Source organism: Carboxylicivirga fragile (assembly GCF_050589805.1).
In the GTDB taxonomy this organism is placed as follows: domain Bacteria; phylum Bacteroidota; class Bacteroidia; order Bacteroidales; family Marinilabiliaceae; genus Carboxylicivirga; species Carboxylicivirga fragile.
On sequence record NZ_JBNGOY010000009.1, the window covers coordinates 23,992 to 49,249 of the forward strand.

The following is a 25,258-nucleotide window of genomic DNA, read 5'->3' on the forward strand; positions in this document are numbered from 1 at the left end:
ATGATAAGAATTTTATTGTTGTTTATAGCTTTTAATCTAGGTGTTTTAGGTGATATTCAAGCTCAATCAGAGAAAGGGATATTAAGTGAGCGCTTTGAGCCACCTGTTAATTATCAGAGGCCAAACTGTGATAGCAAATCCTTTGTTTATTTTTTGCAACATTTGCCACTTAAACCTGAGGGGAGTGTGGTTAAATATTATAATGGAGCAAGTAAGAACACGCCAGAGGTATATTGTGCAGTTGTCGATTTGGAGGTTGGTAATCGCGATTTATTGCAATGTGCCGATGCTTGTATGCTGCTATATGCCGAGTATCTTTTTAAACAGAAACGTTACGATGAGATAGCTTTTGACTTTGTATCGGATGGTAAACCTCGCTATTATAACGATTACACGGATGAGCGAACGTATAAATCGTTTCGTAAGTACATGAATTATATTTTTGCCTATGCCAATACACGTTCCTTATATAATCAGCTGAAACCTGTTTCTTCAATAATGCAATTAAAGGCGGGTGATGTGTTTATTCAAACCGGTAATCCATATGGCCATGCCGTAATGGTGGTTGATGTAGCCATAAATGCAGCTTCTGGCAAGAAAGTGTATTTGCTAGCCCAAAGTTACATGCCAGCTCAAGAGATCCAGATTCTTATCAATCCGATGAATTCATCTTTGTCACCTTGGTACGAACTAAATGAGCTCCCTATTCAAACGCCTGAATGGAAGTTTATTCCTGCTGACTTGAGGAGGTTTGAGTAGCCTTATTATTTATCTCAATTCGAACATTTGCAATGCCTTGTTGAATAAAATTTAATTCGTTGGCGGCTGCCTGACTCAAATCGATAATACGTCCTTTAATAAATGGTCCTCTGTCGTTAATGCGAACAGTTATGCTTTTCTTATTGTCGAGGTTAATGACTTTAACTTTTGTTCCAAATGGTAAAGTTTTATGGGCAGCAGTTAATGAATCGTTTGAAAACACCTCACCATTGGCTGTTAAGCGGCCTTCAAACTTTGCAGCATAATACGATGCTTTCCCTTCTAAGACAAGTTCTTGAGCAAAGCAACTTAAGCTAATCACTGAAACTATAAAAAGTACGGCCGCTCGCATTTTTAACTGGTTATTATTTCACCTTTGTAACGCCACCTGATACAATGAATTTCATGACATCGGCAGAGTTGGCATCAATCGGTTTAACGTTTTCAGAAGGCACAATGTATAACTCACCTAATACACCATAAGAGCTTGGTAAATAAACGGCAATTTTTTCCTCAATGCCCAAATCTGCAAGATCAGTTGCTGTAATAAAGCCCAATCGCTCCAATATGCCTTCCTTATCTAAAGTAACCAGAACGGGTTTCTCAAATTTTCGTTCCTTACCCACGAAAGCAGATAACAAATCCTTAACCGATGAATAGATTACCTTAATTAATGGAGCACGTTTCAATAAGCGTTCGAAAGCATTTGATATTGGGGTAGTAATAAAACGCTGACCAAGAAAGCCAACTATGGTGATGGTGATTACAATGATTAATAATCCAATGCCAGGAAAGCTATACTCTGAGAAGGGACCTTTTTTAAATATTTCTAGATTACGCAATAAGCCATCTAACCAAATAAAAGCTACAACAAATACATAGATAGTAACCGCGATGGGGGCAATGTATAAAATACCTTGTAGAAAGTAACGAATCAGTTTTTTCATAAAATTGTGCCTGCTTAGGTGTATCTATGTTTCTACGCTATTATGGTTTAAATGTTCCGAATTACAAGTTGTAAATCATTTCAACCACACCAGTGGGGTATGTCTGACTACTTTTTAAGGTCAGATGGGTCATGTCAGGAATTGCTTCAAATAGCTCAATACCTTCAGAAAGAACTATTGGCATTACAAATACAAAGATCTCATCAATGAGTTTGGCATTTAAAAGCATGGTGTTTACTTGTCCGCCCCCTATTAACCAGATATCTCCACCAGATTGCTTCTTTAGTTCTTGTATGAATTCAATCTGATTATCAGAAATAAACTCAACATGTTCCGTGTTTTCATGCTTTGTTCGGCTCAGTACGTAGTTTTGTTTGCCAGCATATGGAAAGTCAATGCCCCAGCTTAATATTTGTTGGTAGGTGCTGTTGCCTTGAATGGTAGCATCAACTGATTTGTAGAAATCAGCGTAGCCATAATCCAGCGCATCTGGATTAGGAATAGATTCAAGCCAATCAACGGCGCCATCTTTTGACGCTATTTTACCATTAAGGCTCGTGGCAATGTAAAGTTTTATTTTTCGCATGTAGGGTGTTCTTTATTTCTCGAATTGAATTCGAAGTTTCTTAGGCAGACCGGCAACCACCAAGTCATAGGAATGATTAATCCATTCGATCAATAACTCATCTGACACTGACCCATCTATATTAATGGTATTCCAATGCTTTTTGTTCATGTGGTAGCCTGGTAATACCGCATGGTGTTTTTCACGTAATTCAATGGCCTTTTCAGGATCGCACTTGAGGTTGATGCTAAAATCGCCTTCCACATTGGTGAGCGCAAACATTTTGCCAGCCACCTTAAATACCAATGTGTTTTGGTCAAAGGGAAATTCCTCCGTTACCAAGTGCTTTTTTATGCAGTATTCTCTAAATTCTTCTATGTTCATATTTTTAAGCTGATAGCTGACAGCCATTAGCTATCAGCCCCCGATAGCTATCGGGGTTTATAATGTTGGATGAAATGCTTCTTCGATGTGTTCTATTTTCCAATCTGCTCCATTTGGAATGAGAGTCACCACGTCAAAACGAACTTCTTCTTCAATGTCGTATTCCATAATATAAGCCTCAGTCGCTTCCACAATAAAGCGGATTTTTCCAGGAGTGATTGCTTCCTTGGGGTTTTCCCAGCCATCTGTTGTACGTGTTTTAACCTCAATTACCACAAAGTAGTTTTTATGTCTGGCAATCAAATCTAGTTCCTTTTGTTTGTAGCGCCAGTTACGTTCAATTATGTCAAATCCTTTTTCTTCAAGGAATTTGGCAGCAACAGCTTCACCCGTTTTGCCCAGTTCGTTATGGTCGGCCATTTAAAAATATACCTTTGAGTTACAATTAGAAACATCAATACTCACCCGTTTACCCATTATTAATGGCATGTTGATATTACCATGTCCTGCCGGGAATCCAAAAATAACTGGATAGTCATATTCCGAAATAGCTTCCTTTATAATCTCATAAGCATTAAGTCCGTATTTTACATCGTTATCTTTCATGTTGGTGAATTGCCCTACAATAATGCCACTTAACTGTTTTAGAAAACCGCTTAGTTTTAGGTTTTGCATCATCCTATCCAGATGATAGAGGTATTCCGATAAATCTTCGATGAATAATATTTTACCATGAGGGTTAGGATCGTAAGGAGTGGATCTTAATGCGTAAATCAAGGACAGATTACCGCCAATTAATAAACCTTCTGCCTCTCCATTTCTATTTAGTAGATGAGGTGCTATTTTGTATTTTGGCAATTCTCCATGTAGGATATTGAACAAGCTTAGCATGTCATCGTCATCCTTCGACTTATCAGGAAAATTTTTAGGCATTGGTCCATGTATGCTGGCGACTTTGTGTTTATGATGCAGACAAGTGTGTAAAACTGTAATATCGCTATAGCCAATTATCCATTTGGGGTTTTCCAAAAAGTGAGTGAAATCTATTTCTTCAATAATACGAATAGTACCATAACCACCTCGAGCGCAAAATATGGCATCCACATCAGATCTATTAAGCATTAACTGTAAATCTGATGCACGGTGTTCGTCGTTACCAGCATACTGATGAAAAGTATTGGTGGCGTTATTACCTACCGTTACCTGGTAACCCATGCTGTGTAAATACTTTTCAGCGAAATGAATGGTTTCTGCATCTATTCTGCCAGCTGGAGAAACAATACCAATGGTTGAGTTTTTGGAGAGTGATTTTGGAAATATCATGGCTTTAGTTTTATAGTTTGTAGGCAGAAGCCAGTAGTTATTCTTATAATGCTTTAAATAACAAGAATAGAGTTAATTCAGTATTAAAATGATTTACAACTTTAATTCCGTTTTACCCCTCCAACCTCCCCTAAAGCGGGAGGCTAAAGTCCCCTTTAGGGGATTTAGGGGTTCTTAAACCTTAAGTTAACTATAATTCTTAAATTAATATCTATTTGTACACCCTCTTATTCTTGCTACTATTATTAAATACTTTGCATATCTTTGTGAAGTTAATAAAAAGCCCCGAATGCTGTGGGCTTTTATTTTGATTTTTATAGTACCCAACCATAAAACAAATTCATACAAATGAAAACGGGAAATTTCAAGCGAACGCTAGTAACTACTGCTTTACCATATGCCAATGGGCCTGTTCACATTGGTCACCTTGCCGGAGTTTATGTTCCAGCCGATATTTATGTACGTTATTTACGCCTAAAACACGAAGATGTTGTGCTTATTGGAGGTTCTGATGAACATGGTGTGCCAATTACCTTAAAGGCAAAAAATGAAGGTGTTACACCTCAGGATATTGTTGATAAATACCATGGCATTATAAAAGATTCGTTTGAGAAGTTTGGTGTCTCTTTTGATGTGTATTCGCGTACTTCATCTAAGATGCATCACGAAACAGCCAGTGATTTTTTCAAAACCTTGTATGATAAGGGTGAATTTGTTGAGAAGGAGTCGGAGCAATATTACGACGAAGAAGCCAATCAGTTTTTGGCTGATCGTTACATTACGGGTACTTGTCCGCATTGTAAGAGCGAAGGTGCCTATGGCGATCAGTGCGAGAGCTGCGGAACATCTTTGAATGCAACAGACCTAATTAACCCTCAATCGGTGGTGTCAGGCAGTAAACCAGTGGTGCGTAAAACAAAGCATTGGTATTTGCCACTCGATAAGCATGAGCCATTTTTGAAAGAATGGATATTAGATGGACACAAGGAGTGGAAACCAAATGTATACGGTCAGTGTAAGTCGTGGATTGATTTAGGTTTACAACCACGTGCGGTAAGTCGCGACTTGAATTGGGGTGTGCCTGTTCCTGTGGAAGGAGCAGATGGCAAAGTGCTTTATGTATGGTTTGATGCACCTATCGGATATATTTCGGCTACAAAGGAATTAACCCCTGAGTGGGAAAAATATTGGAAGAGTGACGATTCACGCATGTTACATTTTATTGGTAAAGACAATATCGTATTTCACTGTATTGTATTTCCATCAATGTTAAAAGCCGAAGGTAGTTATATACTACCTGAGAATGTGCCTGCCAACGAATTCTTAAATCTTGAGGGAGATAAGATTTCTACTTCCCGTAATTGGGCGGTTTGGTTACACGAGTACTTAGTTGATTTTAAAGACAAACAGGATGTATTGCGCTATGTATTAACGGCCAACGCACCTGAAACAAAAGATAACGATTTTACCTGGAAGGATTTCCAAGCTAGAAACAACAATGAGTTGGTTGCTATCTTAGGAAATTTTGTGAATAGGGCAGTAGTCCTCACTCATAAGTATTACGATGGAGCCGTACCGGCTGCAGGTGAATTGACCGACTATGATAAGGAGACTTTAAATGAGATTCCTGCTATAGTGAAACGTGTTGAAGACGCCTTGGATATATTCCGTTTCCGTGAAGCGGTACGTGAGGCCATTAACCTTTCGCGTTTAGGTAATAAATATTTGGCTGATTGTGAGCCTTGGAAACTTGCTAAGACAGATCCAGAGCGTGTTAAGACCATCATGAACATTGCCTTACAAATAACGGCCAATGTTTCGATTCTTATTGAGCCATTCTTACCTTTCACTGCCAAGAAAATGCAAGACATGCTTAATCTGGAGAACTTAGATTGGAGCTCTTGTGGTAATTTAGAATTGTTGTCAGCTGGAAGTTTGATTAATAAGCCAGAGTTGTTATTCGAAAAGATTGAAGATGCGACTATTCAGGAGCAATTGGATCGCTTGCAGCAAACGAAGGTTGATAATGAGGCTGCCAATAAAGTGGCTGCTCCTGCAAAGGATAACATCGAGTTTGATGATTTTACCAAGATGGATATCCGTGTTGGTACTATTGTGGAGGCTGAAAAAGTGGCTAAGACTAAAAAGCTACTCCAATTGAAAGTAGATACAGGAATTGATCAGCGTATTGTTGTTTCAGGTATTGCGGAGTTCTTCAAACCAGAAGAGATCATTGGAAAACACGTTAGTATTTTGGTTAATCTGGCTCCTCGTAAAATTCGTGGCATCGAATCGCAAGGTATGATTTTGATGGCAGAAGATGCTAGTGGTAAACTGGAATTTGTTGCGCCAGCAAGTGATGTTAAGCCAGGTTCAGAGATTAGGTAGGTACAATATGAGCATGTCTAATAATTTGGTTCGGTCATCGAGATGAATTCTTATTAGTTGAGTATTGATCACTTCGACTTAGCTCAGTGAACAGTCTATTAGAATATTTAGGATGACATCTATCAGAAAGATGTCATCCGTAAGTTAAAATAGAAAAAGGTCAGCAAGCGCTGACCTTTTTTAGTATTGTTGTGTTTGTGTGTTGAAACTATTGTTTCATCACCCAAACTGTTTTAAAATCTTTTTGTTTGCGATAATTGAGCATCGATTTAACAGCCACATCTTTTTCGCTGAAGCCATTCAAGGCTATTCTAAAGCGATTATTTGGACTATGAAGTACAAAAGCTTGCTCTTCCCCAATATTGTGAATTTGTTTTAAAAAACGCTGGGCTTGTTGCTCATTTTTGAAACTACCTGCAATAATATAAAACTGATCTTCATTAAACGAAGTTGTGTTTGTGTTTTCATTTGCCGCTGTATCTTCTACTTTGAAAGTTGCAGCTTCGCTCACATATGTTACCTGATTAGAGTTATTGCTTGAGCTACTGAAATCAATTGTGCTAGCCGTATTCATTGTGTTGGCATCGTACTCGTTATTCACATCAGGCGATATTACAAATAAACCAACCAAGAGAGCAACGGTTGCGGCAATGTGTTTCTGAGTTAATGGTTTTAATAAGCGTCTTACCTGTAAACTTTCGTTTGATGGTTTTAATTGAATGTCAGGTGCAAAATGAAACGAACCTAGTCCAAATGAATCAGTGCAGAAGTTATCTGAGTTACTTGCTGTAAATTGTAGGTTGCCGTTAGCATCAGCTTTCAAGCGACCAATACCTTCAATGTTTACTTCTTTACCAGCGTCAAGCTCATCTTTAAGATTAGCGGTGTAATTTTCAATGTTTATTTTAGAATGACCATATGACAACATATTTTCTTGAGCAAAAGTACTAATCAACAATCCATCGTTATGAATAAGGCTTCTGTTAAAGCCTATTTCCTTTGAAGGTGGTATAAATATGTTTTTCTCATTATCAATTTTTGCACTCGTTGGTGTTGCTACGAAAGCTCCGAATTGTGGTATAATAACACATTCGTGTGTGAAAAGAAGTTGGTATATGTGTTGGTCAATTGCTGTCATATTCGCAAATTTACAAAAAAGTAGATTCAATGTAACAACTTTATATCAACACCTGTTGGTAACCTGTTGATAAGTGAATCAAACCCTTTGTGTAACAACTATTATACAGTGGTTTATTGGCTAAGTTACTAAATCTGGAATAAAAGTCAATTAAAATAAAAAGTATTTATTACTTTTATACATGGAAATGATAATGTAATACACAAGAAAACATACATAATAAAAGACCGAACGATGCAAATTTTAGTGACAGGAGGAACCGGATACATTGGTTCGCATACAGTAGTTGAGCTTCAGAATAAAGGCTATGAAGTAGTAATAGTAGATAACCTTTCTAATTCTCAAATTGAGGTATTAGATAATATTGAGAAAATATCAGGCATTCGTCCTGCATTTGAACAGTTTGATTTGTCGGAGCGTGATCTTACGGATGCTTTCTTTCAAAAGTATTCTGGTATTTCGGCCATTATTCATTTTGCTGCTTTTAAAGCGGTAGGAGAGTCTGTTTCAAAATCATTAGAATACTACCGTAACAACTTAGTTTCGCTTATGAATCTGCTTGAAGGGATGAAAAAGTATAAAATTCCTAATATGGTTTTTTCATCATCTTGCACTGTTTATGGTCAGCCGGATGTATTGCCAGTTACTGAGGAAACACCCCGAAAAGAAGCGGAGTCGCCTTATGGTAATACTAAAGCTATTTGCGAAGATATTATGCGTGATTACTGTAAATCGCATGAAGAAGATATTAATTGCATCGCTTTGCGTTATTTTAATCCAATTGGAGCGCACGAAACTGGATTGATTGGCGAATTGCCTGTAGGTGTTCCAAATAACCTGGTACCATTTATTACACAAACAGCGGCTGGTCTGCGCGATGAGTTAAGTATTTTTGGTGAGGATTATGATACGCCGGATGGCACAGCTATACGCGATTACATTAATGTGGTAGATTTAGCTCAAGCGCACGTAGTTGCCATCGACCGCATGTTGACTAAAAAGTCAAAAGCTAATTACGAATATTTCAATGTTGGTACTGGTGAAGGCTATTCGGTTATGCAATTGGTAAAAGCATTCATCGAGGTGACAGGCGTAGATTTAAAATATAAAGTTGTAGAACGCAGAGCTGGCGATATTGAAAAAATTTGGGCCGATACAAGTTTTGGTAATGCTGAGCTAGGATGGAAAGCTCAAAAATCATTGGAAGAAACGTTGGCTTCAGCCTGGAAATGGGAAAAGAAAGTTAGGGGACTGTAAAGATCTTCATAAAAGAATATTAGGGATGCGATATTCTGCAGCAACACTGCTGCATAGATCGCATCTTTTTTTATTTCTAAAATTAATTGAGTAATATTGATATACATTTAATTCTAATCTAAAAAAAAAATACATTTATGGAGTCAATTGGAGTATTTGGGGGAATAGCATATTTAGCATTTGCCATTTTAATGATCGTATCAGGGTGGAAGATTTTTGAAAAGGCAGGTAAACCAGGTTGGGCATGCCTAATTCCAATTTATAACACCTTAGTTTTATTAGAAATTGTTGGCAAGCCTTGGTATTGGTTATTATTAATGATGATTCCTGGTGTAGGAGCTATCTTTGCTATTTGGTCTATAAATTTATTATCAAAAAGCTTCGGTTATGGTACAGGTTTCACTTTGGGACTGATATTCCTATCACCAATTTTCTATCCTATTTTAGGTTTAGGTGATGCAAAATATAATGGACCTGCTGGTTCATAAATATTTGTAATAGCTCAGAAGAAAGATCCATTTTATAAATAAAAATATTGGATTCGTCCAAAAAAGCTCCTTAAAGGGGCTTTTTTTATTTCTTTGATGTAGTTTTACGTTTCAAAATCAAAGAAATAATATAATACTCTATAGAGATGAAAAAGCTTTTAATTACTGGTGGAGCCGGATTTATTGGTTCTCATGTTGTTCGCTTGTTTGTAAATAACTATCCCGATTACCATATTTACAACTTGGATGTTTTAACCTATGCAGGTAATCTTGAGAATCTGAAAGACATCGAGAATAAGTCGAACTATACTTTTATCAAGGCTGATATTACAGATGAAGCTTTAATGAGCGAATTGTTTGAAAAGCATCAATTTGACAGTGTTATTCATTTGGCTGCAGAGTCGCATGTTGACCGTTCTATAAGCGATCCTTTGGCTTTTATTAAAACTAATATTCTGGGCACGGTTAATCTATTAAACGCAGCTCGAAATAGTTGGAAGAACCAAATGGAAGGTAAATTATTTTATCATATTTCTACCGATGAGGTGTATGGTTCATTAGGTGCCGAAGGTTTATTTACTGAAACAACGGCTTACGATCCACGTAGTCCATATTCATCATCAAAAGCCAGTTCTGACCATTTGGTACGTGCTTATTTCCATACTTATGGAATGCCTGTTGTGATTTCAAACTGTTCAAACAACTATGGCCCAAACCAATTTCCAGAAAAATTGATACCTCTATCAATAAATAATATAAAGAATAATAAACCTATTCCAATTTATGGTAAAGGCGAGAATGTTCGCGATTGGTTATATGTAATTGATCATGCCAGTGCCATCGATAAGATCTTCCATGAAGGAACCAATGGAGAGACTTATAACATTGGTGGTATTAATGAGTGGACCAATATTGATTTGATTCACAAGTTATGCGAAGTGATGGATGAGCAGTTGGGACGCGAAAAAGGTGAGTCGGCAAAGTTGATAACCTTTGTTAAAGATAGAGCTGGTCATGATATGCGTTATGCTATTGATTCTTCAAAATTAATGAATGAACTGGGGTGGAAACCATCTTTACAATTTGAAGAAGGCATTGTTAAAACAGTTGAATGGTATTTGAGTAATAGTGATTGGTCAGACAATATTATGTCGGGCGATTACGAGAAGTATTACGAACAACAATACGAAAAGCGATAAGCTTTTATCTATTAAATATGCTACAGCGCGAGTCCTCTCGCGTTGTAAAATTTAAAGCTCACGATAAAATTTTGTGAAAGTAAAAAATACTATTGACCCAAAACGTTTCGATGTTTTGGTTTTTTTTTATTGGCCTAAAAATAGTAATGCCCGTAAGACGTTTCAAACGGGCATTTACTGAGAGATAAACCTTAAAAGTATTACATTATGAACGGCTCACGAAAGAGCAACTCATAATCTTTATTCAACCGTGACTGACTTAGCCAGATTTCGCGGTTGATCAACATTACAGCCACGCATGACAGCAATGTGATACGATATAAATTGAAGAGGTATTACTGTTAAAAGTGGTGCAACAGCTTCGTGACAATCCGGGACTTCAATAACGTGGTCAGCCATTTTTTTAATGACATCATCGCCTTCAGTAACGATGGCAATCACTTTTCCGTTACGCGCTTTTACCTCTTGAATATTACTTACAATTTTTTCATACGACTTATCCTTGGTTGCAATAACAAAAACTGGCATGTTCTCATCAATGAGAGCAATTGGGCCATGTTTCATTTCAGCAGCTGGATAACCCTCGGCATGAATATACGATATTTCTTTTAGTTTTAAAGCACCTTCTAATGCGACCGGAAACAGATATCCTCTTCCGAGATATAGTGCATTGTTGGCGTCCTTATAAGTTTCAGCAATCGTTTTTATTTCTGCTTCAGATTGTAAAATGGTTTTAATTTTATCTGGTACCTCAGTCATCTGTTTGATGAGGTGCTGATATTCGTTAGGCGATAATTCGCCCTTTGTTTTACCAAGTAACATGGCCATCATCGTCAAAACAGTTACTTGCGATGAAAAGGCTTTGGTTGACGCAACACCAATTTCAGGGCCGGCGTGTGTATAAACGCCAGCATCTGTCTCGCGCGGAATTGAAGCACCAGCTACGTTACATATACCAATGATTAAAGCACCTTGCTCTTTGGCCATTTTTATGGCAGCCAATGTATCGGCTGTTTCACCACTCTGCGATATGGCTATTATTACATCATCCTTATTAATTACAGGGTTACGGTAACGGAATTCACTCGCATATTCCACTTCCACAGGTGTACGTGCAAATTCTTCGAATAAATACTCACCTACCAAGCCTGCGTGCCAAGAGGTTCCGCAAGCGACGATGATAATGCGTTTGGCTTCCGATAAACGTGGTAATACATCAATAATACCACCAAGGAATATTTTTGAATGATCCATGGATATTCTTCCACGAAAAGTATCCTCAATAGATAAAGGTTGCTCGTATATTTCCTTAAGCATGAAGTGATCATAGTTGCCTTTGTCAATTTCTTCAATGCTGAGGCTTATTTTTTGTATTTTCGGCTTTTTAGCATCATTGTGGATGCTCTTTAGTGTTAGCTTATCTTTTTTGATAACCGCCACTTCTTCGTCGTTCATGTAGATTACCTGATCGGTATATTCTACAATTGGAGTAGCATCCGAAGCTAAGAAGTATTCTTTCTCACCAACACCAATTACCAATGGGCTACCTTTTCTGGCTGCAATCAATTGATCATCTTCGTCGGTACAAGTAACCACTAAGCCATAGGCACCAATTACTTTTGTTAAGGCAGAACGCACTGCAATCTCGGCATCTACCTTTTCTTCGATATAAATATTCTCGATAAGATTGGCCAATACTTCAGTATCCGTTTCACTCTGGAAAGTGTAACCACGGTTGATTAATTCCTTTTTTAGGTGAGCGTAATTCTCGATAATACCATTGTGTACTACAATGAATTTACCGTTTTCAGAAACATGTGGATGCGCATTGTTATCGCTTGGAACACCATGGGTTGCCCAGCGTGTATGCCCAATACCAATACTTCCAGATATTGATTTACCCTTGGCATGTTCTTCCAAGTCTTTTACCTTGCCCTTACATTTGTATACATGAACACCATCGTTAACCAAAGCTAAACCAGCTGAGTCGTATCCTCTGTATTCAAGTCGTTGCAGACCTTTTACAATAATTGGGTAGGCTGTTCTTTCTCCTACATATGCTACAATTCCGCACATTCTATTTTGTTTTTTTGTTATCGTTCAATGTGCTGTTGATACGAAAAAAGAGGAAAACCCATAGGAATTCCTCTCTCAGCAATGTGGTATAATGTAAAAGGTAAACTAACCTTTCGTGTTATTTTAATAGACTCTTAGGATCTAAATTGTCTTTTTCAATATCCTTGAAATAACGATAAGTACCTACTTTTAATTCATAAGTAGATGCTTCGTCACAAACAATTAAACCTTTAGGATGCATTTGTAATGCACTAATGGTCCACATGTGATTTATTCCTTCTTCAACAGCATGTTGTAAAGCTCTCGCTTTATTATGTCCATTTACAATAATCAATATTTCTTTGGCGTCTAATACAGTTCCAACACCAACTGTTAAAGCTGTTTTTGGTACCTGATCAGGATCGTGATTAAAGAAACGTGAATTTGCTAAAATGGTATCATAGGTTAACGTTTTAACCCTTGTACGGGAGTTAAGTGATGAACCAGGTTCGTTAAAGGCAAGGTGACCATCAGGGCCAATTCCACCTAAAAACAAGTCGATTCCACCAACTTCCTTAATTTTATCTTCGTAACGTTGACATTCTGCTTCAGCATCTTCTGCCTTACCATCTAATAAGTTGGTGTTTTCAGCTTTAATGTCGATGTGACTGAAAAAATTCTCCCACATGAATGTGTAATAACTTTGAGGATGTTCGCGAGGAATCTCTCTGTATTCATCCATGTTGAAGGTGATTACATTTTTGAAAGATACTTTTCCTTCTTTGTGTAATCGAATCAGTTCTTTGTAAGTGCCCATTGGTGACGAACCCGTTGGTAATCCCAATACTATTGGACGCTCTTCTTTGTGATTGTTAATTTTTTGTGCAACATAGGCAGCTGCCCATTCCGACGCTACCTGATAATCTGGTTCAACAATTAATCGCATTATACTCTATTTTAAGGTTTATCTCTTTTTTTACAAAGGATAAGCCTTTCTTTTAGCTCCTCGGCTAGTCTACTTTTTTCCCGAATGTGCTTATGAATATCTTGTACTGCCGGATGGCTTTCAAACTCGCCGCGAACTTGTTCAAAGTCCATGCTACGTGTTTCTTCTGAGCCATCAATGCCAAAACCTGTTTGAGTATTTAATGTAAACTCTTTGCGGGCATCGGCATAAACCATGTTATCTAAATCAATTACGTTTTTCTTCCAGTCGTCGATGAAGCTTAATAGTTGATCAATTTCAACCTGAGCTAAATCCAAATCAAATTCGTCTTTAAAGACTTTAAGACACCAGTTCCATGCGTAATCAAAATAGCTATCATGCAACAATCTATATCGTTCATTTAGTTGATCTAAATCCGATATAGTATTGTTTTCAAGATCATCCAAAAGGGTCATTACCCGTTCGTTCGGTACTAAAAGACCAGCCATGTCTATCCATTCATCTTGCCCATGGGGCGATGTTGGAGAAAGGCTTTTCTTCAATTCTTCCGAATTAACAAAGGTAATGCCTTCGAGCTTTTTTATAAGCGCATTTCCTAAAAATTTTATGATGCCTACGTTATATAGTTTTATTCCACGTTCCAACGATGTGTTTGAAATCTTCACATTGTTGTACATGTAATAGTCTGATGTCGCGCCAGATGAGGCTTTGAGCTGTTTTAAGACGGCTTTACCACCCAACATTTTTTGAATGGTGAACGGACTTAATAAGTTGAAATTAATGAAGTCAAGCAGCTTTTTATCTGTTCTTTTATCGCGTTTTGGCCATTTTCTGGCGTCACGAATGGTTCCAACACTGCGTAAATTGACCCCAGGAGCTAACAAACTCTCATCTTTATTCTCGATTAAATATGAAAATGGAAGTAAAGATGTGTCTGGGTTACGATAATGACGCCCCATAACCAATGAGAAGGCTCCGATTCGAGCAGGCCAAAGTAAGTAGGAATCACTCGTTGTTTTCGATCCACGCTCAAGTACGCCTTGATGAATAGGCCCTAGCTTGTACATGTGGTTACTTTGGTTCGAACCACTACCGGCATTCATGAATGAGAAATAACCAGCAATTAATAAGGTTGATTTATGATGAGTTACCGTATATGGCCCTGCAAATATGGAACAAGCTTCGCCATGAAACCCCTGACTATTGGCGAAAAAAACAGAATTCTCAGCCGAATATTGTTTGCTTAATTCACACCCCTGTCCAATAAAACATTTTGATACCAACGCACCATCGCTTACCGTACAGCCTGATGCAGCTACAAAATCTTCAGCAATAATACCAGGGCCAAAATAACTTGGTGCTTCAGGGGAACTATTGATTGTACCTTCCTGTAAACGGTAAATGCCTTCAACTACCGCACTTTCACCAATGTTAGTATTTATTATTGTTCGACAATTGATGAGTTTGGCATTTTTCTCAATGGTGCCTTTGTCACTGCAAATATCTTTCTTGTATTGATCAATTAGTTTTTGCAGTTGCCCTATCACCTTAGGGCGGTGACGATACAGAGCCATTATATAGCCCGTATGAGCAGATAATTCGTTGTATATTGATATTTCGCGGCCACCTGCTTCGTTTAATGCAGATACTTGAATGCCGTTGCCAAAACAACTATTGCCTTCGCAAGTGATAGAATCTACATTTTCAATTATAACCCCTGATTTGATGTGGTAATTGGCAATGTGATTCTTAACTTGATTAATGTAGGCATCCGATTCAATGATGCAATTGTGAATGCAAGCATTCGATATTCCAGCAGATTTTTCAACTCCGCCAGCAAATGAGAATATTTTATCAAAAGATCCCAAGCAAACATCGCCAGAAAAAGCTGTATTACGAATGCTTTTTGTTGTGAAGCTATCAGCAACACTTACTCTACTCCAATCAGTAGAAGTACAGCTTTGCTGCTCTAGGGTTTTTATTTCTTTTTGGGTTAAGGAACGGTATCCTTTCATTTCGTTATGAATATGTGCTTCTTTGAGACATCTAAAGTAGAAAAGATACGTACTTAAAAATAGTATTGGAACTAAAAGAAAGTGTTTTGTAAGTATAAAGTAAAAGGCAGCTTCTAAAAATAAGGTTTAGAAAGGAATCTGGTGCTGATTTGCAAAGTATACCAAATAAAAAAGGATGCCGAAGCATCCTTTTAAAATAATATAATCAGTGTAAATTATCTCGGAATATAATGGAAATATTTGATGTTCATTTCCATTGGTTTTTCTTTATTAGCACCACCAAATAAAGTCACTCGTTTGAAGTTAGCCGTGCTATTATCACTTGGACCAATAAAGAATTGCTTCTCATTTAAACTGGCACCATCTTCATTTCGCATCACATAATTAAAGAAATCAGCTCGCATGATGAAATAATAAAGGTATTCCGTCCGGAGATAATTGTTGTCATCATCATAAATGTGTCGAGGTAGTAACTCACCAGTTCCACTGCGATTTCCATTTTGATCTGCATTACTTCCAAATAAAGGTGTTGTAAATTTTTGGCCACCAACAATAATACTATAAGTTGGTGTTACAAATTCACCTTTATCATCCTGCCAAACAATGCTCAGGTTTTGAGGAATTGGGTATCGCTGTATCGCTCTTACTTTATCAGGGTCGCTATCAATAGGATGATCGTAATCATCTGAAACAAGTGACATGGTGTCTATTTCCATGAAAAACTCAATGTTACTAACCGAAATGTAAGGGTCGGTATTTTCAAGTGAATCAACCCAATTTATTATTTCATCTGGGAATTCCATCTGAGTATAGCTGCCAGCCATTCCTTGTAAATAGAGCGTTTCTGGTTCAGGTTCATCCGTAACAATGTCATTTATATCAGGATGCTTATATTTGTTAAACCTAACGTTTTCGACATTGATGGGAAAAATGTAAGGAAACTGCTTGCTTGTATCACGCACTTCTTCAGCATCGTTTATGTATTTATAATTACGTGTATAATAAAGCGTAAGTCTTGTGCCGTAATTTGAACTAGAATATGTGGGTAAGTTGATTTTTGTTAAAGCACCTTCTTCTGTGCTGTTATCATCTGAATCTATATATAAACCATTAAAAACCCCTTTAAATGCACTTGTGTTTAATAATTCATCTTCACTTAAATTAAAGAAACGATCGGTGATTTCATCATTTAATTTGAAATTCCAGTATTTGGTTGTTGTTGTATGACCAGTAAAACCAGTGTCAAGCCACCCACTATCGATGTCATTGCTAACTTTAAACTGATCCCAAAGGTATTCAGGGCGATTCAATAAACTGTCTGGATATTTCCAAAGATTAGTGCTCCACCACTCTGATTTAAGTGAATCCGGCACATCATCGTTAGGGTGAACCAATTTACTTGCAATTGGAGTTGTGTTGTGCCCTGGTATAGGAGAGTTGTGATAGTACTTGGTACTCGAACTACCAAGTCCTTCTGTTAATTCATAGACACTAATCTTCTGCTTGTCAAGCATATCACCATACCAATCATTAAACTGGTATTGTAGCGATAGTACTAAGCTGTCAACAGTCCATACTTCTGAATAGGGCTTCCATTTTTCATGATCATACCAGTCTGTTGGAGTTTCAATGGTTATGTTATTGTTGTCGAATTTGTTATTAAGTTCAACATCTTCGAGAATTCTGGTTGAATCTGAATCAATTTTATAAAAAAGCACATCAACAGAGGGTTGAACTTTGGCTCCGATTGAAAAATCAGTTACAAAACTGCCTTCAGACTTTCCAAAAACAGGATCGTTAAATGTACCTAAAACTCCACTTGTGGCTTGACTTGTTTGAATGGCATCACGAGTTGTGTTTATGGTTGCTAATACATGTTCGTTGTAGTTCAGTCCTTGCAGAACTTCTCCTTCGGGTAGTACATTGCCTGTTAATCGAACAGGTTCATCTTTACAAGCCGATAAAGAAAGAAGGCCAATTAATAAAAATTGGCCTGTTGTGCGTGAAAATATATTTTTCAATGAAATGATCTTCATAAGTATACGGGGTTGTTAGTCAAGTAAAGAGTCGTAAAAGCCATTATAAGCACTCACATAAGTTTCCTCATCGTGGTAACCTAAAAATGGTTTGCCTGATTCTTCAATGAATTTACTTAATTCAGGATTAATGGTTTCACTACCTTGGATTATACCATCTGACATAGAAATTGCCAGTTTCATTAGGCTTACATAATCGTTCTTTTCAAGAATATCGAGATCGCTAGCTTCAACACCATCAATGATTAATTTCTCCTTGAAATTCTCAGCCCATTCCTGAGAAAACTCATTGTTGTAAATGGTGTACACTACTTTCGTGTTTTCGAAATGTGGATCCTCGTTCATGGCTTTCTTAATGTACAAAGGAGCCAAGGCAGTAATCCAACCATTGCAATGAACAACATCAGGAGCCCATCTTAACTTTTTTGTGGTTTCAAGTGCACCGCGAGCAAAGAAGATGGTTCTTTCATCGTTATCATCAAATTCTTTTCCGTCAGCATCGGTTAAAGTATGCTTTCTCTGAAAATAATCTTCATTATCGATAAAATACACCTGCATACGAGCTGCCTGAATCGATGCTACTTTGATGATTAATGGATGATCTGTATCGTCAATAATAAGGTTCATTCCGGACAAACGGATAACCTCATGAAGTTGATTTCTACGTTCATTAATGCATCCGAAACGCGGCATGAAGGTTCTAATTTCTTTTCCAAGTTCTTGAATGCCTTGGGGTAAAAAACGACCTACTTTCGACATTTCGCTTTCTGGTAGATACGGTGTAATTTCCTGGGAGATGAATAAGACTTTAGCTTTTTCCATTTCTATTATTGGTAGTAGTGTAATTTTGCAAATGCAAAAGTACGAAAAATAAACCACCCAACAAATTAATGGTGTTCAAGCAATCTCTCTTTTTGTGTTTACTACTTTATGTAAGTTTTGGTAATTGGTGGAGGAATTGAGTGTATTTTTTGGAACATATAGTAAAAGTGTGCTTCATATTTTATTACTTTGCCGCGCAAATTTTTTAAAACCAATGAAGGTGTATTCATGTTGTTGTTATGACAATTGATGAAGAATCGAGTTTTTAGTTGATATGAAAATTGTTAAAACTGTTGCGGAGTTAAGTGGTCAGCTTGCTAGCTACCGTAAAGAAAATAGAAAAATTGGTTTTGTGCCTACCATGGGTGCTCTGCATCAGGGGCATCTGTCTTTGGTTAAGGAAGCTGCGTCACAGGCGGATGTAGTGGTGGCAAGTGTTTTTGTGAATCCGAACCAGTTTAATAATGCCGATGATTTAAAGCGTTATCCACGTGACTTGTCGAAAGATGCAGCTATGCTAGAGGCTGTAAAATGTGAGCTTTTGTTTGCGCCTGATGTGAATGAGGTTTACCCTGAGGAAGATAAGCGTGTTTTTGATTTTGGATCGCTCGAAACGGTGATGGAGGGCAAATACAGACCTGGTCATTTTAATGGCGTAGCGCAAGTGGTAAGTCGATTGTTTGATATGGTTAAGCCAGATAAAGCATTTTTTGGTTTAAAGGATTTTCAGCAATTAGCAGTTATCCAAAACTTGGTTCAGCAATTGAACTTAAAGGTTGAAATTGTACCATGTGCTATTATTCGCGAAGATGACGGCTTGGCTATGAGTTCAAGAAATGCTTTATTGACCGAAGAGCAACGAAAAAATGCACCTGAGATTGCACGTACTTTATTTGATTCTTGTAACTTTGTGCCTGAATTAACAATTGAAGCGCTGAAAAAGAAGGTGCATGATGAAATTAATAAATCATCAGAACTGGAAGTTGAATATTTTGAAATTGTTGATGGATATACCTTGCAAGCAGTTGACAATTGGACTGACAGTAATTACATTGTTGGTTGTATTGCAGTGTTTGCAAATAAAATAAGATTGATAGATAACGTGACTTACAAAAATAAGGATCATGAATATTGAGTTAGTCAAATCAAAATTACACAATGTTTCGGTTACCGAAGCAAACCTGAATTATGTTGGTAGCATTACCATAGACGAGGATCTGATGGATGCGGCAAATATCATCGAGAACGAAAAAGTTCAAGTGGTGAACAACAACAATGGTGAGCGAATTGAGACCTATGTAATCAGAGGCGAGAGAGGTTCGGGCGTCATTTGCTTGAATGGAGCAGCGGCACGTAAAGTTGCCGTAGGTGATGTTGTAATTATTATTACCTATTGTAGCATGGAGGTGGAAGAGGCAAAACAATTTAAGCCGACTTTCATTTTTCCTGATACGGCTACTAATTTGCTTGTATAGAGCAAATAGTAGTGCTTTCAAAAATTTTAGATACCTCGGCTACAACCGGGGTATTACTATTTTTATACCTTTGATCTACTAATTTTTGTAAACAATTTGCAAGAACTGTTCAATGAAAGAACTCGAAAAGATTTACCTGAAGATAAAAAGTCGCGATGAGGCCAAAAGTTTGGTTGAAAAATGGAATGCGAACGGTGAAAAGATTGTTTTCACCAATGGTTGTTTTGACATAGTTCATCGCGGTCATATTGATTATTTATCCAAGGCAAAAGATTTAGGAACAAGGTTAGTATTGGGTCTAAATACGGATGCTTCGGTTCAACGATTAAAGGGTCCAGAGCGCCCTGTAGTGGATGAACAATCAAGAGCTATATTATTGGCTTCGATGCAGTTTATCGATTTAGTAGTTTATTTCGATGAGGACACACCTTACGAACTAATTAGGACACTTCAGCCAGATGTGTTGGTAAAAGGTAGTGACTATAAGGCTTCTGATATTGTGGGTTACGATGTGGTGACGGGTAAGGGTGGATCTGTTGAAACCATTGATTTTGTGGAAGGCTTTTCAACAAGCTCAATTGTTGAAAAAATAAAACAATTGATGTAAAATGGCTAAAACTAAATCCGTTTTTGTATGTCAGAATTGTGGTTCCGAGTCACCCAAATGGGTTGGGAAATGCTACTCATGTAATGAGTGGAATACTTTAGTTGAGGAAACAAAGATAACGGGCAAGGCTGCGAAAAACAGTCGACCAGGCTCGGTTTTATCCGAGCGAACAAAACCAATCCCTGTTTCGCAGGTTTCAGTCGAAGACTTACCTCGCTTAGATACCGGTAATAATGAGTTAAATAGAGTGCTAGGAGGCGGATTAGTTCCCGGGGCGATGGTTTTAATAGGTGGAGAGCCTGGAATTGGAAAATCAACCTTGGTGCTGCAAACTGCCTTGAATTTACCAAATGTTAAGGTGCTTTATGTATCGGGAGAGGAAAGCCCTCAGCAAATTAAATTAAGAGCCGATCGTGTGGCGAAAACTGCGGACGACAATTGTCATGTGGTTAGCGAGGTTTCTGTTGAGCACATTTTAAACCACATTGAGAATACTAATCCGGATGTTTTGGTAATCGATAGCGTTCAAACATTAGAGACTGAGCGAATCGAATCAGCACCTGGAAGTGTATCGCAAATTAGAGAATGTACAGCTACAATATTGCGTGTTTGTAAGGAAAAGAACTTACCTGTATTTTTAATTGGTCACATCACCAAAGAAGGAAGTTTGGCTGGGCCAAAAGTGTTGGAGCACATGGTTGATGTGGTTCTTCAATTTGAAGGCGACAGGCATCATATGTATCGCATTCTGCGATCCATTAAAAACCGCTTTGGCTCAACCAATGAGATTGGTATATATGAAATGCTGGGAAGTGGTCTTCGCGAAGTGAGTAATCCCTCAGAATTGTTATTGGCAACCCAACAGAAACAAATGAGTGGAGTTGCTATTTCTGCTGCATTAGAAGGGTTGCGACCGTTTTTAATCGAGGTGCAAGCTTTGGCAAGTACAGCAGCTTATGGTAACCCACAGCGCTCAGTTACCGGCTTTGATTTACGACGCTTAAATATGTTATTGGCCGTGCTCGAAAAACGTGCAGGCTTTAAATTAGCTGCGAAAGATGTTTTCTTAAATATTGCAGGAGGCTTAAAAGTGAATGATCCGGCCATTGACTTGGCCGTAATAACAGCCGTATTATCCTCGAATATGGACATGGCAGTTTCGCCTGATGTTTGTATGTGTGGAGAGGTAGGTTTATCAGGGGAGATTCGCCCGGTAACCAGATTAGAGCAACGTATTAGTGAGGCTGCTAAACTTGGGTTTAAATCGATTATTATACCCGCTTATACCAAAGGCGTGGAATTAGGTAAATTTGATATTCAGATTGTAAAAGCAAATAAGATCGAAGAAGCGTTTAAATTCTTATTCGCCTAATGGTTTTACTTTTTAATATCTACCGTAAAAAAGAAGGTTGATCCTAAGCCAACTTCACTTTCTACCCATATTTCACCACCCAATAGCTTTACTAATTCTCGTGTTATGGCTAAGCCAAGACCTGTTCCGCGGTAGATTTTTTCTGAGCCACCATCAAGTTTTCTGAAACGGCTAAAAATGTTTTTAATTTCATGGGCGGGGATACCAATGCCTGAGTCTTGCACCGAGCAAATTAGTTGACCCGCATCATTAATTTTGTAGTTCACCACGATCTGCCCTTTTTCGGTGAACTTTTGAGCATTGTTAATAAGGTTAACAATGATTTGTTTTAACCTTAATGGATCGGTGTGAATATTTAATGCTTCACCTTCGTTATTAAATACGAATTTAACTTGTGGATTTTGTGAAATGATCTTTTCGCTATAAATAGCACAAATGTCGTTGATTTCGTTAGTGAAATTAAAGTCTTGTTTTTTTATGGTGAAATTACCAGATTCTATTCTTGCCAAGTCCATGATATCATCAATCAAACTTAGCAGTGTTAAGCTATTTGATTGTACCAACTCTCTATAGTAGTCGTTGTCTTCTTCGCTATTCCCAGGTATATTTAAAAGTTGAACGAAGCCTAGTATGGCATTCATAGGTGTTCTTATCTCATGACTCATGTTGGCTAGAAAGGCCGTTTTAAGCGCATCTGCTCTTTCAGCTTTATCTTTTGCTTTAACAAGGTCTGTTGTTCGTTTGTCAACAATTACTTCCAGGTTGTTACGGTGCTCCTCAAGTTCATTGTAGGCTTTTTTTAATGCTTTGGTTTTTTCTTTAACCAGACGTTGTAATTCTTCTTTTTGTCGGCGAGCATTAAAGTTTTTTAGACGATAAAGAATCCAAGCTATTATAATGCTTAGTATTATTAAAAATGCGATAAAGTATTTGTTGCCATACAAAGGTGGCCTGATAGTAATTTTTAGCGTATTTGTTTCTCCATAATTATCAGTGCCAGGGCTGTATGATCGAATATTAAGAATGTACTTGTCGGGCGATAAATTATGGAATGATAAACTGTTCTCATTAGCTAAACTTATCCAGTCGTCATGGAGTTGTTCAATCTTGTATTGGTAATGAACTTGCTTCGAAGTTTTATATTCTAAAGTGGAATAATTAAGCGTGAAAAGTTTATCGCGATACTTTAAATCTAGTTCCTTAGTTTCGTGAATTGGCCCATCGTGTATTGTGCGCCCATCTTCCGATTTTCCTGCATCGATTCTTGTGTTAAAAATAGAAGCATCAGTGAAATAAACTTTAGGTGGTGTTTTTTCTTTCCCGTTTTTTTTAGGATCGAGTAGGCTAAGTCCATTTGTTCCGCCAAAAACCAGTTTACCATTTTTCAGAATGCAACTGGAATTGTATAAAAAAACGTTCGCTTGTAAGCCATCTTCTTTGAAGTAGTTGCTAAATGTCTTGTTTCTAATATTATATCTCGATAGGCCATTTGCTGTAGTAATCCAAAGGTTCTTGTCTGCATCTTCAATAATGCCTACTATTGAATTGTGAGGTAAACCATCTTCAATGAAAAAGTGGCTGAACGTTGAATCTTTTGCATTGTATTTATTTAAGCCCGAATTTGTGCCAATCCATATGGTTCCATCACTGTCAATAAATTGGCAAATTACCTGGTCATTAGATAAGGAATTGGGCTTGTTTGCATCATGTTTGTGGTAAATGAAATTATCCTCACTTCTATCGTAAATATTTACACCACCACCATAGGTGGCCAGCCAAATGTCGGCGTTCTTATCTTCAATAATTGACATTATATTGCTGCTGGTTAGGTGTATGAACTCATTGTGTGTGTTTGGGTAGTTTTTAAATTGTTTGGTTTGAGGATTGTAAACATCAACACCTCCTCTAATAGTTCCAATCCACATTAATCCTTGGGAATCTTCATAAATACTTCGAATAAAGTCGCTAGAGATGGTATTGCTGTCGTTGGGGTTGTGACGAAGACTTTTGAAGCTCTTTTGTTTTGGATCGTAAATATTTATACCTCCAGTGTAGGTTCCTATCCAAATTTCTCCATTCGATATTTCCTTAATCGTTAAGCAAACATTGTCAGAAAGGCCATCGTTTAAAACGTATTTTTCAAATAAAGAAAACCTCGAATCCGTTACATTTAGTCCCATTTCAGTTCCAATCCAAATATTTTCTTTGCTGTCTTGAAAAATGCAATTCACATTTTTATCAGAGATGGATCGAGAACTGTTGTCGGTATGTGTTATATGTACTAGGTTTTTCTGATTAAGATTACTGATGCAAATGCCTTTGTCGTATGTTCCAGTCCAAAGCAGATTATTGTCGTCAATTAAAAGCTTAGAAAGGGCATTGGAATGTAGACTTTCTTTTATGCTTGGATTGTTAAGATAATAGTGAAATTCATTCGTTTTTTTATCATAGTAGTATAAACCACCTCTGTCCGTGGAAATCCAAATGCGATGGTCTTTGTCTTCTTTAATGTCAACAGGAAAGCTGTTGTTTATAAAGTTAAATGTGTTTCCTTGTTTTTGGAAAGATGAAAAACTTTGAGTGTTGGGGTTAAATAAGTTTAAGCCACCCTTTTCGGTTGCTATCCATATAAGTCCATCCGTATCCCTATGGATATCAAGGATGTGATCGTCGCTCAATTTACTGTTTTTGGAGTTGTAATGCTTAAATGTATCGGTTTTTAAATTCAGGACACTAATTCCATCTCCATAGGTGCCAATCCATAGTTCATCATCATTATTTAATGCCAAACTAAAAACATTATCACCAGAGATACCATCCGGTTCTGTTTCCTGATAGTTGTAATGTTTAAAAGTATTGTTTTCCGGATTATAATGGTTTAGACCACTACCGCCCCCAATCCATAAAGTGCCATCCTTATCTTCAACAATATCAAATATGTGATTTGAATTGATGCCTTTATCTTGTAATGAATCTTCAGAGAAATGAATGAAGGTATTTGATCGTTCGTTATAGCGGCTAAGGCCACTGCCCATGGTGCCAATCCATAGATTTTCCTTAGAATCTTCAAACAGACAATTAATTATTTCTTTATCTATTTTACTCTGAGAATTGGCCTTGTTTTTTAGCAGTTTAAATTCATAGCCATCGTATTTGTTTAATCCGTTAGTTGTGCCTATCCACATAAAGCCATTGGAGCTTTTATGTATTGCCGTAATGCAATTATTTGATAAGCCATGGTCGATGGTGATGTTTCTAAATTTTAAATCATTTTCTTGCGAATTCGCAGGTAATGTTATTAGAAAAATACCAAAAACTAAGATAAGTAAGTTTAATGTAGTGTATTTTATTGCCATAGACATGTGCTAACTGCCTATGAATGTACAAAAAATAATCTGAACTAAGTTGTTTGTTGTGAGCGTGATTTGGCCAATTGCTAACTATTGGTTGTGAATGATCTGTTATTAGAAATAAAAAAAGGA

Annotated in this window: 22 protein-coding genes; 9 read left to right on the plus strand and 13 right to left on the minus strand. The window is 37.4% G+C overall.

Annotated features, from left to right (window positions below; translation table 11 throughout):
* Positions 1–759, plus strand: coding sequence for a DUF4846 domain-containing protein (locus tag ACRD7B_RS05175; protein WP_430823412.1), 759 nt, complete (start codon positions 1–3; stop codon positions 757–759).
* On the opposite strand, the gene ACRD7B_RS05180 is transcribed toward ACRD7B_RS05175, so the two are convergent.
* The 6 genes from ACRD7B_RS05180 to ACRD7B_RS05205 all read right to left on the minus strand — a co-directional run bounded on the left by ACRD7B_RS05180 (position 728) and on the right by ACRD7B_RS05205 (position 3,978).
* Positions 728–1,111, minus strand: coding sequence for a septal ring lytic transglycosylase RlpA family protein (locus tag ACRD7B_RS05180; protein ID WP_430823413.1), 384 nt, complete (start codon positions 1,109–1,111; stop codon positions 728–730). The genes ACRD7B_RS05175 and ACRD7B_RS05180 overlap by 32 nt on opposite strands.
* A gap of 13 nt (positions 1,112–1,124) precedes the next feature.
* The gene (locus ACRD7B_RS05185) at positions 1,125–1,706 is read right to left on the minus strand and encodes a DUF502 domain-containing protein (RefSeq protein ID WP_430823414.1); all 582 of its coding nucleotides are present in this window, start codon (positions 1,704–1,706) and stop codon (positions 1,125–1,127) included.
* Between the two features lie 61 nt (positions 1,707–1,767).
* Positions 1,768–2,292, minus strand: a complete 525-nt coding sequence (locus ACRD7B_RS05190) for a dihydrofolate reductase family protein (RefSeq protein ID WP_430823415.1) — start codon at positions 2,290–2,292, stop codon at positions 1,768–1,770.
* 12 nt (positions 2,293–2,304) lie between these two features.
* Positions 2,305–2,655, minus strand: a complete 351-nt coding sequence (locus tag ACRD7B_RS05195; RefSeq protein ID WP_430823416.1) for an MmcQ/YjbR family DNA-binding protein — start codon at positions 2,653–2,655, stop codon at positions 2,305–2,307.
* A 57-nt stretch (positions 2,656–2,712) separates the two neighbouring features.
* Complete coding sequence (locus ACRD7B_RS05200; protein ID WP_430823417.1) at positions 2,713–3,075, minus strand: YraN family protein; 363 nt, start codon at positions 3,073–3,075, stop codon at positions 2,713–2,715.
* Positions 3,076–3,978 carry a S66 peptidase family protein gene (locus tag ACRD7B_RS05205; protein WP_430823418.1) on the minus strand — a complete coding sequence of 301 codons (903 nt, stop codon included), beginning with the start codon at positions 3,976–3,978 and terminating at the stop codon, positions 3,076–3,078.
* A 348-nt stretch (positions 3,979–4,326) separates the two neighbouring features.
* Here ACRD7B_RS05205 and metG point away from each other — a divergent pair, with 348 nt between their 5' ends.
* A complete protein-coding gene (metG, locus tag ACRD7B_RS05210) occupies positions 4,327–6,366 on the plus strand; it encodes a methionine--tRNA ligase (protein ID WP_430823419.1) in 2,040 nt (679 codons plus the stop codon).
* Between the two features lie 208 nt (positions 6,367–6,574).
* Here the strand turns inward: metG and ACRD7B_RS05215 are convergent, their stop codons facing one another.
* On the minus strand, positions 6,575–7,504 hold the full coding sequence (locus ACRD7B_RS05215) for an HU domain-containing protein (protein ID WP_430823420.1): 930 nt from the start codon (positions 7,502–7,504) through the stop codon (positions 6,575–6,577).
* Between the two features lie 234 nt (positions 7,505–7,738).
* On the opposite strand from ACRD7B_RS05215, the gene galE reads away from it, so the two are divergent.
* The 3 genes from galE to rfbB all read left to right on the plus strand — a co-directional run bounded on the left by galE (position 7,739) and on the right by rfbB (position 10,448).
* Positions 7,739–8,761: a UDP-glucose 4-epimerase GalE gene (gene galE / locus ACRD7B_RS05220; RefSeq protein WP_430823421.1), complete on the plus strand. Its 1,023-nt coding sequence runs from the start codon at positions 7,739–7,741 to the stop codon at positions 8,759–8,761.
* Positions 8,762–8,898: 137 nt separating this feature from the next.
* A complete protein-coding gene (locus tag ACRD7B_RS05225; protein WP_430823422.1) occupies positions 8,899–9,249 on the plus strand; it encodes a DUF5684 domain-containing protein in 351 nt (116 codons plus the stop codon).
* 146 nt (positions 9,250–9,395) lie between these two features.
* Entirely contained in the window at positions 9,396–10,448 is a 1,053-nt protein-coding gene (gene rfbB / locus ACRD7B_RS05230) for a dTDP-glucose 4,6-dehydratase (RefSeq protein ID WP_430823423.1), read from the plus strand.
* A 240-nt stretch (positions 10,449–10,688) separates the two neighbouring features.
* Here rfbB and glmS read toward each other — a convergent pair whose 3' ends face one another.
* The 5 genes from glmS to ACRD7B_RS05255 form a co-directional block, all read right to left on the minus strand.
* Positions 10,689–12,524, minus strand: a complete 1,836-nt coding sequence (gene glmS, locus ACRD7B_RS05235) for a glutamine--fructose-6-phosphate transaminase (isomerizing) (protein ID WP_430823424.1) — start codon at positions 12,522–12,524, stop codon at positions 10,689–10,691.
* Positions 12,525–12,642: 118 nt separating this feature from the next.
* Positions 12,643–13,449, minus strand: coding sequence for a glucosamine-6-phosphate deaminase (gene nagB, locus ACRD7B_RS05240; RefSeq protein ID WP_430823425.1), 807 nt, complete (start codon positions 13,447–13,449; stop codon positions 12,643–12,645).
* 11 nt (positions 13,450–13,460) lie between these two features.
* Entirely contained in the window at positions 13,461–15,464 is a 2,004-nt protein-coding gene (locus tag ACRD7B_RS05245) for a DUF4954 family protein (protein WP_430823426.1), read from the minus strand.
* Positions 15,465–15,679: 215 nt separating this feature from the next.
* The gene (locus tag ACRD7B_RS05250; RefSeq protein WP_430823427.1) at positions 15,680–17,500 is read right to left on the minus strand and encodes a DUF4270 family protein; all 1,821 of its coding nucleotides are present in this window, start codon (positions 17,498–17,500) and stop codon (positions 15,680–15,682) included.
* Between the two features lie 15 nt (positions 17,501–17,515).
* Positions 17,516–18,322, minus strand: coding sequence for a glycogen/starch synthase (locus tag ACRD7B_RS05255; RefSeq protein WP_430823428.1), 807 nt, complete (start codon positions 18,320–18,322; stop codon positions 17,516–17,518).
* A gap of 274 nt (positions 18,323–18,596) precedes the next feature.
* Here ACRD7B_RS05255 and panC point away from each other — a divergent pair, with 274 nt between their 5' ends.
* From panC to radA, 4 genes are all read left to right on the plus strand, one after another.
* Positions 18,597–19,457: a pantoate--beta-alanine ligase gene (gene panC, locus ACRD7B_RS05260; RefSeq protein ID WP_430823429.1), complete on the plus strand. Its 861-nt coding sequence runs from the start codon at positions 18,597–18,599 to the stop codon at positions 19,455–19,457.
* Entirely contained in the window at positions 19,447–19,797 is a 351-nt protein-coding gene (panD, locus tag ACRD7B_RS05265; protein WP_430823430.1) for an aspartate 1-decarboxylase, read from the plus strand. The genes panC and panD overlap by 11 nt, the downstream gene beginning before the upstream one ends.
* Positions 19,798–19,909: 112 nt before the next feature.
* Entirely contained in the window at positions 19,910–20,404 is a 495-nt protein-coding gene (gene rfaE2, locus ACRD7B_RS05270) for a D-glycero-beta-D-manno-heptose 1-phosphate adenylyltransferase (protein ID WP_430823431.1), read from the plus strand.
* A 1-nt stretch (position 20,405) separates the two neighbouring features.
* On the plus strand, positions 20,406–21,776 hold the full coding sequence (gene radA / locus ACRD7B_RS05275) for a DNA repair protein RadA (RefSeq protein WP_430823432.1): 1,371 nt from the start codon (positions 20,406–20,408) through the stop codon (positions 21,774–21,776).
* 5 nt (positions 21,777–21,781) lie between these two features.
* On the opposite strand, the gene ACRD7B_RS05280 is transcribed toward radA, so the two are convergent.
* Positions 21,782–25,132 (minus strand): ligand-binding sensor domain-containing protein, encoded by a 3,351-nt coding sequence (locus tag ACRD7B_RS05280; protein WP_430823433.1) that lies wholly within the window; start codon positions 25,130–25,132, stop codon positions 21,782–21,784.
* Positions 25,133–25,258: the final 126 nt, after the last annotated feature.